12 protein-coding genes are annotated in these 13,551 nt (G+C 71.5%); 11 read left to right on the top strand and 1 reads right to left on the bottom strand.

The window, feature by feature from the left end; translation table 11 throughout:
• Positions 1–112: 112 nt before the first annotated feature.
• Positions 113–280 carry a hypothetical protein gene (locus ABTY20_RS01205; RefSeq protein ID WP_351994921.1) on the bottom strand — a complete coding sequence of 56 codons (168 nt, stop codon included), beginning with the start codon at positions 278–280 and terminating at the stop codon, positions 113–115.
• Positions 281–453: 173 nt separating this feature from the next.
• On the opposite strand from ABTY20_RS01205, the gene uvrC reads away from it, so the two are divergent.
• The 11 genes from uvrC to ABTY20_RS01150 form a co-directional block, all read left to right on the top strand.
• Positions 454–2,538 (top strand): excinuclease ABC subunit UvrC, encoded by a 2,085-nt coding sequence (uvrC, locus tag ABTY20_RS01200; protein ID WP_351994920.1) that lies wholly within the window; start codon positions 454–456, stop codon positions 2,536–2,538.
• Positions 2,535–3,542: an RNase adapter RapZ gene (gene rapZ, locus ABTY20_RS01195; RefSeq protein ID WP_351994919.1), complete on the top strand. Its 1,008-nt coding sequence runs from the start codon at positions 2,535–2,537 to the stop codon at positions 3,540–3,542. Before uvrC ends, rapZ begins: the two co-directional genes overlap by 4 nt.
• Complete coding sequence (locus ABTY20_RS01190) at positions 3,539–4,606, top strand: gluconeogenesis factor YvcK family protein (RefSeq protein ID WP_351994918.1); 1,068 nt, start codon at positions 3,539–3,541, stop codon at positions 4,604–4,606. The genes rapZ and ABTY20_RS01190 overlap by 4 nt, the downstream gene beginning before the upstream one ends.
• Complete coding sequence (gene whiA, locus ABTY20_RS01185; protein ID WP_351994917.1) at positions 4,597–5,586, top strand: DNA-binding protein WhiA; 990 nt, start codon at positions 4,597–4,599, stop codon at positions 5,584–5,586. Before ABTY20_RS01190 ends, whiA begins: the two co-directional genes overlap by 10 nt.
• A gap of 146 nt (positions 5,587–5,732) precedes the next feature.
• The gene (locus ABTY20_RS01180; RefSeq protein WP_351994916.1) at positions 5,733–8,687 is read left to right on the top strand and encodes a M14 family metallopeptidase; all 2,955 of its coding nucleotides are present in this window, start codon (positions 5,733–5,735) and stop codon (positions 8,685–8,687) included.
• 228 nt (positions 8,688–8,915) lie between these two features.
• Positions 8,916–9,923, top strand: a complete 1,008-nt coding sequence (gene gap, locus ABTY20_RS01175) for a type I glyceraldehyde-3-phosphate dehydrogenase (RefSeq protein ID WP_351994915.1) — start codon at positions 8,916–8,918, stop codon at positions 9,921–9,923.
• 146 nt (positions 9,924–10,069) lie between these two features.
• Positions 10,070–11,281: a phosphoglycerate kinase gene (locus tag ABTY20_RS01170; protein ID WP_351994914.1), complete on the top strand. Its 1,212-nt coding sequence runs from the start codon at positions 10,070–10,072 to the stop codon at positions 11,279–11,281.
• A gap of 5 nt (positions 11,282–11,286) precedes the next feature.
• Positions 11,287–12,063: a triose-phosphate isomerase gene (gene tpiA, locus ABTY20_RS01165; protein ID WP_351994913.1), complete on the top strand. Its 777-nt coding sequence runs from the start codon at positions 11,287–11,289 to the stop codon at positions 12,061–12,063.
• Positions 12,064–12,164: 101 nt separating this feature from the next.
• Entirely contained in the window at positions 12,165–12,395 is a 231-nt protein-coding gene (gene secG, locus ABTY20_RS01160) for a preprotein translocase subunit SecG (RefSeq protein ID WP_030858697.1), read from the top strand.
• 221 nt (positions 12,396–12,616) lie between these two features.
• Positions 12,617–12,952 (top strand): RNA polymerase-binding protein RbpA, encoded by a 336-nt coding sequence (locus ABTY20_RS01155; RefSeq protein WP_003957010.1) that lies wholly within the window; start codon positions 12,617–12,619, stop codon positions 12,950–12,952.
• Between the two features lie 107 nt (positions 12,953–13,059).
• Positions 13,060–13,551 (top strand): phosphoglucose isomerase-related protein (locus ABTY20_RS01150; RefSeq protein WP_502991718.1); only part of this gene is annotated, 492 nt, incomplete at its 3' end.

Here is a 13,551-nt window from a genome sequence, read left to right as displayed (position 1 = left end):
ATCCGTACGCCGTCGTCCAGGGCCCGGAGTTCCCCCGCATTGAAGCGTGTTGAACCGGTCCCGACAACACCTGGCGCCCCATCGCGGCCCGCGGCGCCGACCCGTCCCGGCCCTACGGTGTGCCGTCCCCGCTCCGGTCCGCCGGCCGCGGCCGCAGGCGCTTGGCGCGCACGATGTCGGGATCGCGCGGGTCGAGGGGGTCGACGAGGCCGGACGCCTCCTCCGCGTACCGGCGGGTCCGGGCCGGCCGTCGTGGTTTCTCGATCCGCGTCCGTCGCATCCGACCAGCCCTCCGACTCGTGACCGCCCTGGTGGCCGTCCGCCGATCACCCGGGGGACGGAACCCCCACCTTCCCGCTTCCCGGGGCCGGTAACCCCTCCGGGGCGCACGGACCCCCGGCCCCCCTCCACGGGCCGGTCGCGGTGTCGGTCCCCGCCAGTAGGGTGTGAGACATGGCCGACCCCTCCAGCTACCGCCCCAGACCGGGTGAGATCCCCGACTCGCCGGGGGTCTACCGGTTCCGCGACGAGCACCGCCGGGTGATCTACGTCGGAAAGGCGAAGAGCCTGCGCCAGCGCCTGGCGAACTACTTCCAGGACCTGGCGAACCTGCACCCGCGCACCCGCTCCATGGTCACCACGGCCGCGTCCGTGGAGTGGACGGTGGTGTCCACGGAGGTCGAGGCGCTCCAGCTGGAGTACTCCTGGATCAAGGAGTACGACCCCCGGTTCAACGTCAAGTACCGCGACGACAAGAGCTACCCGTACCTCGCGGTGACGATGAACGAGGAGTTCCCGCGCGTGCAGGTGATGCGCGGCCACAAGAAGAAGGGCGTGAGGTACTTCGGTCCGTACACGCACGCGTGGGCGATCCGCGACACCGTGGACCTGCTGCTGCGCGTCTTCCCGGTGCGCACCTGCTCGGCCGGGGTCTTCAGGAACGCCTCCCGCACCGGCCGGCCCTGTCTGCTCGGCTACATCGGCAAGTGCTCGGCGCCCTGCGTGGACCGCGTCTCCGCCGAGGAGCACCGCGCGCTGGCCGAGGAGTTCGCCGACTTCATGGCCGGCCGCACCGGCACCTACCTGCGCCGTCTGGAGAAGCGGATGGCGCAGGCGGCCGAGGAGATGGAGTACGAGCGGGCCGCGCGCCTGCGCGACGACATCACGGCGCTGAAGAAGGCCATGGAGAAGAGCGCGGTCGTGCTCGCCGACGCGACCGACGCCGATCTGATCGCGGTCGCCGAGGACGAGCTGGAGGCGGCCGTCCAGATCTTCCACGTGCGTGGCGGGCGCGTGCGCGGCCAGCGCGGCTGGGTCACCGACAAGGTCGAGGAGATCACCACCGGCGCCCTCGTCGAGCACGCGCTGCAGCAGCTCTACGGCGAGGAGACCGGTGACGCGGTCCCCCGGGAGGTCCTGGTCCCGGCCCTGCCCGACCCGGTGGAGCCGGTCCAGCAGTGGCTGACCGGGCGGCGCGGTTCCGGGGTCTCCCTGCGGGTGCCGCAGCGCGGGGACAAGAAGGCCCTGATGGAGACCGTGGAGCGCAACGCCCAGCAGGCGCTCGTGCTGCACAAGACCAAGCGCGCCTCCGACCTGACCACGCGCTCGCGCGCGCTGGAGGAGATCACCGACGCCCTGGGGCTGGACAGCGCCCCGCTGAGGATCGAGTGCTACGACATCTCGCACCTGCAGGGTGACGACGTGGTGGCCTCCATGGTCGTCTTCGAGGACGGGCTGGCCCGCAGGAGCGAGTACCGCCGCTTCCAGATCAAGGGCTTCGTGGGGCAGGACGACGTCCGCTCCATGCACGAGGTGATCACCCGCCGCTTCCGGCGCTACCTCGCGGAGAAGGAGCGCACGGGGGAGTGGACCGACGGTGACGCGTCCGGCGCCGAGGCCCCCTCCGGAGGCCTCGCCGAGCCGCCCGCCGACACCCTCACGGAGGACGACGGCCGCCCCAGGCGCTTCGCCTACCCGCCGCAGCTCGTCGTCGTCGACGGCGGCGCGCCGCAGGTCGCGGCGGCCCGGCGGGCACTGGACGAGCTGGGCATCGACGACATCGCGGTGTGCGGCCTGGCCAAACGGCTGGAGGAGGTCTGGCTGCCGGACGAGACCGACCCGGTGGTGCTGCCGCGCACCAGCGAGGGCCTCTACCTGCTGCAGCGCGTCCGCGACGAGGCCCACCGGTTCGCGATCACCTACCAGCGCACCAAGCGCGCCCAGCGCTTCAGGGCCGGCCCGCTGGACGAGGTGCCCGGCCTCGGCGAGACCCGCAAACAGGCGCTGATCAAGCACTTCGGTTCGGTGAAGAGGCTGCGATCGGCGACGATCGACCAGATCTGCGAGGTTCCGGGCATAGGGCGCAAGACGGCCGAGACGGTCGTCGCGGCCCTCGCCCGGACGGCGCCCGCCCCGGCCGTGAACACGGCGACGGGCGAGATCATGGATGACACGGAAGAACCCGGGCAGGCGACGGGTTCCCCCGGGGAGCCCGTTCCCGCGGGCGCCCCGGACGAACGACGGGGGCAGGACGGATGACCGAGTACGAGACGGGACCCGCGCCGGAGCGGGACCGGACCCAGCAGGAGACGGGCGGGAGCGGCGCCGGCCGGGCCGCCCTCCGCCAGGACGACGGAGCACAGGTGAGCACGGGCAAGGAAAAGGCCGGGGTGCCGGAGGCGGCCATCCCCGAGCTGGTGATCATCTCCGGCATGTCCGGGGCCGGCCGTTCGACGGCCGCGAAGTGTCTGGAGGACCTCGGCTGGTTCGTCGTCGACAACCTGCCGCCCGCGCTGATCCCCACCATGGTGGAGCTCGGCGCGCGCTCCCAGGGCAACGTGGCGCGGATCGCGGTCGTCGTGGACGTCCGCGGCCGGCGCTTCTTCGACAACCTCCGCGAGTCCCTCGCCGACCTCGACGCGCGCGGCGTCACCCGGCGGACCGTCTTCCTGGAGTCCTCCGACGAGGCCCTGGTGCGCCGCTTCGAGTCGGTGCGCCGCCCGCACCCCCTGCAGGGCGACGGCCGGATCGTCGACGGCATCGCCGCCGAGCGGGAGCTGCTGCGCGAACTGCGCGGCGACGCCGACCTGGTGATCGACACCTCCAGCCTCAACGTGCACGAGCTGCGGGCCAAGATGGACGCCCAGTTCGCCGGCGAGGAGGAGCCCGAGCTGCGGGCCACCGTCATGTCCTTCGGCTTCAAGTACGGCCTCCCGGTCGACGCCGACCTGGTCGTGGACATGCGGTTCCTGCCCAACCCGCACTGGGTCCCCGAGCTGCGCCCGTACACCGGGCTCAACGAGGAGGTGGCGTCGTACGTCTTCAACCAGCCCGGCGCCAAGGAGTTCCTCGACCGCTACGCGGAGCTGCTGCGGCTGGTCGCCGCGGGCTACCGTCGTGAGGGAAAGCGCTACGTGACCATCGCCGTGGGCTGCACGGGCGGCAAGCACCGGTCGGTCGCCATGTCGGAGAAGCTCGCCGCCCGGCTCGCCGCCGAGGGCGTGGAGACGGTGGTGGTCCACCGGGACATGGGACGGGAATGACACCACGTACACCGCGGCTGAGCCGGCTGCGCAGAGCGGTCCCCGAGGGGCGCGCGAGCCGGCCGGCCGAGACCCGTGGCGCGAGGCCGCGCCGCCGGGGCGCCCAGCCCAAGGTCGTCGCCCTCGGCGGCGGCATGGGCCTGTCCGCATCGCTCGCCGCGCTGCGCCGGATCACCGGCGACCTCACCGCCGTCGTCACCGTGGCCGACGACGGCGGCTCCAGCGGGCGCCTGCGCGACGAACTGGGGGTGCTGCCGCCCGGTGACCTGCGCAAGGCCCTGGCCGCGCTGTGCGGCGACGACGACTGGGGCCAGACCTGGGCCCGCGTCATCCAGCACCGCTTCCAGTCCCGGGGCGACCTGCACGAGCACGCGGTCGGCAATCTGCTGATCGTCGCCCTGTGGGAGCAGCTCGGCGACCACGTCCAGGCGCTGGACCTGGTGGGCCGGCTGCTCGGCGCGCACGGGCGCGTGCTGCCCATGTCCGCCGTACCGCTGGAGCTCCAGGCCCGGGTCCTGGGGCACGACCCCGAGCGGCCCGACGAGATCGGCACCGTCCGGGGCCAGGCCACCGTCGCCCTCACCCCCGGCGAGGTGCAGTCCGTGCACCTCGTGCCGAACGACCCGCCCGCCGTCCCCGAGGCGGTCGCGGCGGTCCTCGACGCCGACTGGGTGGTGCTCGGCCCCGGCTCCTGGTTCTCCTCGGTCATCCCGCACCTGCTCGTGCCGGAACTGCTGGACGCCCTCATCGAGACCAAGGCGCGCCGGGTACTCTCCCTTAACCTCGCCCCGCAGCCAGGAGAAACCGAGGGCTTCTCCCCGCAGCGTCATTTGGAGGTTTTGGGACGACACGCCCCTAAACTCGCCCTGGACGTGGTGCTGGCCGACGAGGCCGCCGTGCCCGACCGTGACTCGCTGACCGAAGCGGCCCAGCGGTTCGGCGCCGCGGTCGAGCTGGCCCCCGTGGCCCGGCCCGACGGAAGCCCCCGGCACGACCCGGAGCTGTTGGCCGCCGCGTACGACCGTATTTTTCGGATGCATGGAAGGATCGGCCCATGGCGATGACGGCAGCGGTGAAGGACGAGATCTCCCGGCTCCCCGTCACCCGGACCTGCTGCAGGAAGGCGGAGGTCTCCGCCATCCTGCGGTTCGCCGGCGGCCTCCACCTGGTGAGCGGGCGGATCGTGATCGAGGCGGAGCTGGACACCGCGATGGCGGCCCGCCGCCTCAAGCGGGACATCCTGGAGATCTTCGGCCACAGCTCCGAACTGATCGTGATGGCCCCGGGCGGACTGCGCCGCGGCTCGCGCTACGTCGTCCGGGTGGTCGCGGGCGGTGACCAGCTGGCCCGGCAGACCGGCCTGGTGGACGGCCGCGGCCGTCCGATCCGGGGCCTGCCGCCGCAGGTGGTCTCCGGGGCCACCTGTGACGCCGAGGCGGCCTGGCGCGGCGCCTTCCTGGCCCACGGCTCCCTCACCGAACCCGGCCGCTCCTCCTCCCTGGAGGTGACCTGCCCCGGCCCCGAGGCCGCGCTCGCCCTGGTCGGCGCCGCCCGCCGGCTGTCGATCGCGGCCAAGGCGCGCGAGGTGCGCGGTGTGGACCGGGTCGTGGTCCGCGACGGCGACGCGATCGGCGCGCTGCTCACCCGGCTCGGCGCGCACGAGTCGGTACTGGCCTGGGAGGAGCGCCGGATGCGCCGCGAGGTGCGCGCCACGGCGAACCGGCTGGCCAACTTCGACGACGCCAACCTGCGCCGCTCCGCCCGCGCGGCCGTCGCGGCCGGCGCCCGTGTCCAGCGCGCCCTGGAGATCCTCGCCGACGACGTCCCCGAGCACCTCGCCGCGGCCGGCCGGCTGCGCATGGAGCACAAGCAGGCCTCGCTGGAGGAACTGGGCGCCCTCGCCGACCCGCCGCTCACCAAGGACGCCGTGGCCGGCCGGATCCGCCGGCTGCTGGCGATGGCCGACAAGCGCGCCGCCGACCTGGGCATCCCCGGCACGGAGGCCAACATCGGCGAGGACCTGGACGACAAGCTCATGGTCTGACGCGCCGTCAGAAGGCCGGTGCCGCAGCCCATTCGGGTGGTCGGCGCCGGCTTCCGCGTGTCACGGCGGCGCCCTTGACTCGATCATGTTGTGTCATGAGCCTGGCATCTGTTCGCCGCTGTGGCGGACCACTCCCAGGGGGGCACATGAGACACAGAGCGAGAACGATCCTCGCTGTCGGCACGCTCCTGATCGGCGGAGCGGGCTTCGCGCCCATCGCCCAGGCACAACCCGCGGGCCCCGCGGCCTCGGACACCGACGAGGTCAAGGTCTTCCGCGCCGACGTCACCAAGGAGCAGGTGTCCCTGCTCCTCGAGGCGGGGCAGGACGGCCACGAACTCGGTGAGCGGGTGCCCGAGCGGGGCACGGCCACCGTGGAGGTCTACCTCACCGGGGGACAGGCCGAGAAGCTCGAGGAACAGGGCGTCGACCTCACCGAGCACACGCTCTCCGACCGGGCGGAGAGCCGCGTCGAGGACGCCGCCGAGGGCGTGTTCCGCCCGTACAGCGGAAAGGGCGGCCTCAAGGAGGAGATCCTGCGCACCGCGCGGGAGAACCCCGGCCTCACCAAGGTCGTCTCCATCGGCAGGACGGTCAGGGGCCAGGACATCCTCGCCCTGAAGCTCACCAAGCAGGCCAGGAAGACGAAGGACGGCACGAAACCGGCCGTCCTCTACATGTCCAACCAGCACGCGCGCGAGTGGATCACTCCGGAGATGACCCGGCGGCTGATGCACCACTACCTGGACGCGTACCGGACGGACAAGCGGGTCAAGAAGATCGTCGACACCACCGAACTGTGGTTCGTCCTCTCCGCCAACCCCGACGGCTACGACCACACCTTCGCCGACGACGCCAACCGCCTCTGGCGCAAGAACCTGCGGGACGTCAACGGCGACGGCGCCATCGGCACCGGCGACGGCGTCGACCTCAACCGCAACTTCCCCTACAAGTGGGGCTACGACGACGAGGGCTCGTCCCCCCACCCCACCAGCCAGACCTACCGCGGCGCGAGTCCGGGCTCCGAGCCCGAGACCAAGGCCGTCGACGCCTTCGAGAAGCGCATCGGCTTCGCCTACGGCATCAACTACCACTCCGCGGCCGAACTCCTCCTCTACGGAGTCGGCTGGCAGGTGGCCACGCCGACCCCCGACGACGTCCTCTACGAGGCCCTGGCCGGCACGCCCGGCAACTCGGCGATCCCCGGCTACCACCCGCAGCTCTCCTCCGAGCTGTACACCACCAACGGCGAGGCCGACGGCCACGCGGCCAACGTCAACGGCATGGCGATGTTCACCCCCGAGATGTCGACCTGTCAGACCGTCTCCGAGGCCGACCCCGACGACGAGTGGAACGCGGGCGACTGCCGCTCGGGCTTCCACTTCCCCGACGACGAGAAGCTGATCCAGCAGGAGTTCGCCAAGAACGTCCCGTTCGCGCTCTCCGTCGCCGAGACCGCCTCCCACCCCGACCGGCCGTCCTCGGCCGTCGGCCTGGAGGCCGCGGACTTCACCCCGTCGGCCTTCGGCACCTCGTACGCGCGCGGCGCCGACCAGGAGGTCTCCGTCGTCGTCCGCAAGGCCGTGCGCGACAAGGAGCTGAAGTACCGCGTCGACGGCGGCCGCACGCACGAGGCGGACCTCAGGCGCTGGAAGGGCGGCGAGCGGTACGGCGGTGAGGACAACCTCCACTTCGACGAGTACCGGGCGAAGGTGAGGCACGGCGAGCCCGGCGACAAGGTCGAGGTCTGGTTCACCGGCGAGGGCCGCCGCGGCGAGAAGGTCTCCAGCGAGCGCTTCACCTACACCGTGGCCGAGCGCCCCCGTGCGGACGTCCTGGTCGTCTCGGAAGAGGGCGCGAAGGCCACGCAGACGCAGAAGTACGTCGACGCGCTGAAGGCCAACGGCCGCCGCGCGGCGGTCTGGGACGTCGCCGAGCGGGGGGCCCCGGACGCGCTCGGCGTGCTGGGCCACTTCGGCACGGTCGTCCACCACACCGGCGCCGCCACCCCGGGCGTCGCCACCCAGCTCCAGCTGCGGGCCTTCCTCAACGAGGGCGGCCGGCTGATCGAGGCGGGCGAGCGGGCCGGCGGCAGCGTCGACCTCGGCGGCGGCGCCCTGTCCGACGACTTCAGCCAGTACTACCTGGGCGCCTACAGCCGCACCTCGACCCCCGGGGCCACGGCGTTCGCCGGCTCCGGCGGCCTGGAGGGCTTCACCGGCCCGCTCGGCGACGCGCCCGGCAACCCGCTGGACGGGGCCGGCACCTACGGCGTCACCTCCGACGAACTGCCCGCCGACACGTATCCGCAGTTCGCGAGCGCCGGCGCCGGACGGTTCCCCGGCACGGTCAACCCGTACGGCCCCTACGCCGGCTCCTCCATGGCCGCCGCCGTGCACACCGACGACGGCTACAAGCGCCTCACCCGCACCATCGACCTCACCGGCACCACCGCGGCCGAGCGGCCCACCCTGCGCGCCCAGCTGCTGTGGGACACCGAGCCGGGCTACGACCACGCCGTCGTCGAGGCGCACACCGCCGGCGCCGACGACTGGACGACCCTGCCCGAGGCCGGCGGCGCGACCGGCACCGCCGTGCCGTCCGAGTGCGCGGCCGGGTTCTACCTGGACGAGCACCCCTGGCTGGAGCACTACCTGACCCTGGGCGACGACGGCTGCGCCGCGACCGGCGCCACCGGCGCCTGGAACAGCCTCACCGGGTCGTCCGGCGGCTGGCGGCAGGTGGAGTTCGACCTGAGCGCCTACGCCGGGAAGACGGTCGAGGTCTCCCTCGCCTACGTCACCGACCCGGGCAGCGGCGGCCACGGCGTCCTCGCCGACGAGGTCTCGCTGGTGACCGGCGGCACCGCGGCCGGCACCGAGGGGTTCGAGAGCTCGCTCGGCGCCTGGACGGTCTCCGGCCCGCCCCCGGGCAGTCCGGCGGTCCTGAAGGACTGGACCCGCACCGGAGAGCTGTTCCGGACCCACGGGGCCGTCACCACCGGTGACACCGTGCTGCTGGGCTTCGGCCTGGAGCACCTCGCCTCCGCGGCCGACCGGGCCGCACTCCTGGGGAAGGCGCTGGCCGCCCTGGACGTGTGACCGAAGGGCCGGCGGGTACCGGCCCGATGGAGTGAAGCAGAAGGGAAAAGAGGCCCTTCGGCCAGGGCGGTCCGTACCCTACTGACGGGTACGGACCGCCCTGCCGGGTATGGGGCGACTCGATGTCACGACCGGGGCCCCGGAGAGGTAGGGTCGACAGTGGTCGGGGACATCCCAAATACAGCTCGCCGGCACATCGGGCCGGCGTACCAACGAGGAGATCGGTTCGTGACGATCCGCGTAGGCATCAACGGCTTTGGCCGCATCGGTCGCAACTACTTCCGCGCGCTGCTGGAGCAGGGCGCGGACATCGAGATCGTGGCTGTCAACGACCTGGGTGACACCGCGACCACCGCCCACCTGCTGAAGTACGACACGATCCTGGGCCGCCTCAAGCAGGAGGTCACCCACACCGCCGACACGATCACCGTCGACGGCAGGACGATCAAGGTGCTCTCCGAGCGCAACCCCGCCGACATCCCGTGGGGCGAGCTGGGCGTCGACATCGTCATCGAGTCGACCGGCATCTTCACCAAGAAGGAAGACGCCGAGAAGCACATCACCGGCGGCGCCAAGAAGGTCATCATCTCCGCCCCGGCGAAGAACGAGGACATCACCCTCGTCATGGGCGTCAACCACGAGCAGTACGACGCGGCCAGCCACCACGTCATCTCCAACGCCTCCTGCACCACCAACTGCGTGGCGCCGATGGCGAAGGTGCTCGACGAGAACTTCGGCATCGTCAAGGGTCTGATGACCACGGTGCACGCGTACACCAACGACCAGCGCATCCTGGACTTCCCGCACAAGGACCTGCGCCGCGCCCGTGCCGCCGCCGAGAACATCATCCCGACCACCACCGGTGCCGCCAAGGCCACCGCCCTGGTGCTCCCGCAGCTCAAGGGCAAGCTGGACGGCATGGCCATGCGCGTCCCGGTCCCGACCGGCTCGGTCACCGACCTGGTCGTCGAGCTCTCCCGCGAGGTCACCAAGGAAGAGGTCAACGCCGCCTTCCAGAAGGCCGCCGAGGGCGAGCTCAAGGGCTACCTCGAGTACACCGAGGACGCGATCGTCTCCTCCGACATCGTCAACGCCCCGGCGTCCTGCACCTTCGACTCCTCCCTGACCATGGTCCAGGACGGCAAGAGCGTGAAGGTCATCGGCTGGTACGACAACGAGTGGGGCTACAGCAACCGCCTCGTCGACCTGACGGTCTTCGTGGGCAACCAGCTCTGATCGCGGAGCGGGCAGCCTGATATGAGTGCAGGGCTCGGCCGGTGCGGCAACGCGCTGTCCGAGCCCTGACGCACGTATCGGAACAGCCGCCCTCTTTCGATCACGAGCGATCACGAGCGAACACAAGCTCTAGCCAGGGAGCCCCCATGAAGACGATCGACGAACTCCTCTCCGAAGGGGTCGCGGGCAAGCGGGTCTTCGTCCGCGCCGACCTCAACGTGCCGCTGGACGGCACCACCATCACCGACGACGGCCGCATCCGCGCCGTGCTGCCCACCGTCGAGGCGCTCGCCGAGGCGGGCGCCCGCGTGGTCGTCGCCTCCCACCTGGGCCGCCCCAAGGGTGCCCCGGACCCGGCCTTCTCGCTCGCCCCGGCCGCCGCGCGCCTCGGTGAACTCCTCGGCTCCGACGTCGCGTTCGCGACCGACACCGTCGGCGAGTCGGCCGGCGCCACCGTCGCCGGCCTGGCCGACGGACAGGTCGCGGTCATCGAGAACCTGCGCTTCAACGCCGGCGAGACCAGCAAGGACGACGCCGAGCGCGGCGAGTTCGCCGACCGGCTCGCCGCCCTCGCCGACGTGTACGTGGGCGACGGCTTCGGCGCGGTGCACCGCAAGCACGCCTCGGTCTTCGACCTCCCGGCGCGGCTGCCGCACTACGCCGGTCACCTCATCGCCACCGAGGTGGGCGTGCTGAAGAAGCTCACCGACGACGTCAAGCGGCCCTACGCCGTCGTCCTGGGCGGCGCCAAGGTGTCCGACAAGCTCGCCGTCATCGACCAGCTGCTCGGCAGGGCCGACCGCCTGCTCATCGGCGGCGGCATGGTCTTCACCTTCCTCAAGGCCAAGGGGCACGAGATCGGCTCGTCCCTGGTCCAGGAGGACCAGCTCCCGGCCGTCCGGGAGTACATCGCGCGCGCCGAGAAGAACGGCGTCGAGCTGGTCCTGCCCGTGGACGTCGTGGTCGCGCCGGAGTTCCCCGACCTGAAGACCAAGGCCCCGGCCGGGGCCAGTACCGTCGCCGCGGACGCCATGCCCGCCGGCCGGATGGGCCTGGACATCGGCCCGGAGTCCCGCACGCTGTACGCCTCGAAGGTCGCCGACGCCGCCACCGTCTTCTGGAACGGTCCCATGGGCGTCTTCGAGCACCCCGACTTCGCCGAGGGCACCAAGGCGGTCGCCCAGGCCCTCCTCGACTCCCGGGCCTTCACGGTGGTCGGCGGTGGCGACTCCGCCGCGGCCGTCCGCATCCTGGGCTTCGACGAGAACGCATTCGGCCACATCTCGACCGGCGGCGGCGCCTCCCTCGAATACCTCGAGGGCAAGACGCTCCCCGGACTCGCCGCACTGGAGGACTGACCTCAATGACCACCCGCACGCCGCTGATGGCGGGCAACTGGAAGATGAACCTCAACCACCTCGAGGCCATCGCCCACGTCCAGAAGCTCGCCTTCGCCCTGGCCGACAAGGACTACGAGGCCGTCGAGGTCGCCGTCCTGCCGCCCTTCACCGACCTGCGTTCCGTACAGACCCTGGTCGACGGCGACAAGCTGAGGATCGTGTACGGCGCCCAGGACATCTCCGCGCACGACGGCGGCGCCTACACCGGCGAGATCTCCGGCCCGATGCTGGCCAAGCTGAAGTGCACCTACGTCGCCGTCGGGCACTCGGAGCGCAGGCAGTACCACGCCGAGACCGACGAGATCGTGAACGCCAAGGTGAAGGCCGCCTACAAGCACGGCATCACCCCCATCCTGTGCGTCGGCGAGGAGCTGGAGGTCCGCGAGGCGGGCAACCACGTCGCCCACACCCTCGCCCAGGTCGAGGGCGGTCTGAAGGACCTCCCGGCCGAGCAGGCCGAGACGGTCGTGATCGCCTACGAGCCGGTGTGGGCCATCGGCACCGGCAAGGTCTGCGGCGCCGAGGACGCGCAGGAGGTCTGCGCGGCCATCCGCGGCAAGCTCGCCGAGCTGTACACGCAGGAGCTGGCCGACAAGGTCCGCATCCAGTACGGCGGCTCCGTCAAGTCCGGCAACGTCGCCGAGATCATGGCGCAGGCCGACATCGACGGCGCCCTGGTCGGCGGTGCCTCGCTGGACGCCGACGAGTTCGTCAAGATCGTTCGTTTCCGCGACCAGTGAGTAGGCCGTAGCGACGATCCGTCGTACTCTTGCGGGGTCCAGCAGTGTGCTGGGCCCCGCGTCGTCCATCCGCATCCGAGGAAGTTGGTCCAGCCGTGGTTCTGGGGTTCTCCATCGCCCTGATCGTCTTCAGCCTGCTGCTGATGCTGCTGGTGCTGATGCACAAGGGGAAGGGCGGCGGCCTCTCCGACATGTTCGGTGGTGGCATGCAGTCCTCCGTCGGCGGCTCCTCGGTCGCCGAGCGCAACCTCGACCGGATCACCGTCGTGGTCGGTCTGCTCTGGTTCGCGTGCATCGTCGTGCTCGGCATCACCATGAAGATGAACAACTGATCCGAGGGCGCGTCACGCACCCATTTCCCAAGCATTCCGCACGTAAGGCCCCATGTTCGGTACGCGCAGCTGAGCGCGGCCTATCATGGGGCCTGCGTCTGGATACGGGATCGCCAACTCCGCACACTGGACGTGCGTTGGGCCTTACGTAGACTGAGGCGCTCGCAGCGAAGCGGAACGCCGACTCGCTTTGCGGCACCATCACGCAGGGAGTTACGACCGTGGCAAGTGGCAACGCGATCCGGGGAAGCCGGGTCGGGGCGGGCCCGATGGGTGAGGCGGAGCGCGGCGAGTCCGCGCCCCGGCTGCGCATCTCCTTCTGGTGCTCCAACGGGCACGAGACACAGCCGAGCTTCGCGAGCGACGCGCAGGTGCCCGACACCTGGGACTGCCCCCGCTGCGGCTTTCCGGCCGGGCAGGACCGCGACAACCCGCCGGACCCGCCGCGCACCGAGCCCTACAAGACGCACCTCGCCTATGTGCGGGAGCGGCGCAGCGACGCGGACGGCGAGGCGATCCTCGCCGAGGCGCTCGCCAAGCTGCGGGGCGAGATCTAGACCGGTCCGCTTCGGTTTCCTTCCGTCTTCTTCTCCCGTCCTGTTCACCGCTGATCAATTAGGTTGGGCACAGCGGGGACACCCAAGGAAGAAGGCTGAAGTCCGAGATGAACGCAGACGGTCGTACCAGGCTCAACCAGATGCCCGAGTGGACCGCCCTGGCCAAGCACCGCGAGGAGCTCGGCGAGGTGCGGCTGCGCGAGCTGTTCGCCGCCGACCCCGGCCGCGGCACCGGGTACACGCTCCGGGTCGGTGACCTGTACGTCGACTACTCCAAGCACCTGGTCACCGACGAGACGCTCGCCCTGCTGCGCGAGCTGGCCGTGGCCACCGACGTGTTCGGGCTGCGGGACGCCATGTTCCGCGGGGAGCGGATCAACACCACCGAGGACCGGGCGGTGCTGCACACCGCGCTGCGGGCCCCGGCCGACGCGGTGGTCGAGGTCGACGGGGAGAACGTCGTCCCGGCCGTGCACGCCGTCCTCGACCGGATGGCCGACTTCACCGGCCGGATCCGCTCCGGCGAGTGGACCGGCCACACCGGCAAGCGCATCCGCACCGTGGTCAACATCGGCATCGGCGGCTCCGACCTCGGCCCG

The sequence above is a fragment of the Streptomyces sp. NPDC126497 genome, assembly GCF_040302425.1.
GTDB lineage: Bacteria > Actinomycetota > Actinomycetes > Streptomycetales > Streptomycetaceae > Streptomyces.
This window is presented reverse-complemented; position numbering and strand designations above follow the sequence as displayed.

Excerpts from the sequence above, each read along its gene's own strand:
- ABTY20_RS01205 (WP_351994921.1), bottom strand. The coding sequence starts at position 280 with ATGCGACGGACGCGGATCGAGAAACCACGACGGCCGGCCCGGACCCGC.
- uvrC (WP_351994920.1), top strand. The coding sequence starts at position 454 with ATGGCCGACCCCTCCAGCTACCGCCCCAGACCGGGTGAGATCCCCGAC.
- rapZ (WP_351994919.1), top strand. The coding sequence starts at position 2,535 with ATGACCGAGTACGAGACGGGACCCGCGCCGGAGCGGGACCGGACCCAG.
- ABTY20_RS01190 (WP_351994918.1), top strand. The coding sequence starts at position 3,539 with ATGACACCACGTACACCGCGGCTGAGCCGGCTGCGCAGAGCGGTCCCC.
- whiA (WP_351994917.1), top strand. The coding sequence starts at position 4,597 with ATGGCGATGACGGCAGCGGTGAAGGACGAGATCTCCCGGCTCCCCGTC.
- ABTY20_RS01180 (WP_351994916.1), top strand. The coding sequence starts at position 5,733 with ATGAGACACAGAGCGAGAACGATCCTCGCTGTCGGCACGCTCCTGATC.
- ABTY20_RS01170 (WP_351994914.1), top strand. The coding sequence starts at position 10,070 with ATGAAGACGATCGACGAACTCCTCTCCGAAGGGGTCGCGGGCAAGCGG.
- tpiA (WP_351994913.1), top strand. The coding sequence starts at position 11,287 with ATGACCACCCGCACGCCGCTGATGGCGGGCAACTGGAAGATGAACCTC.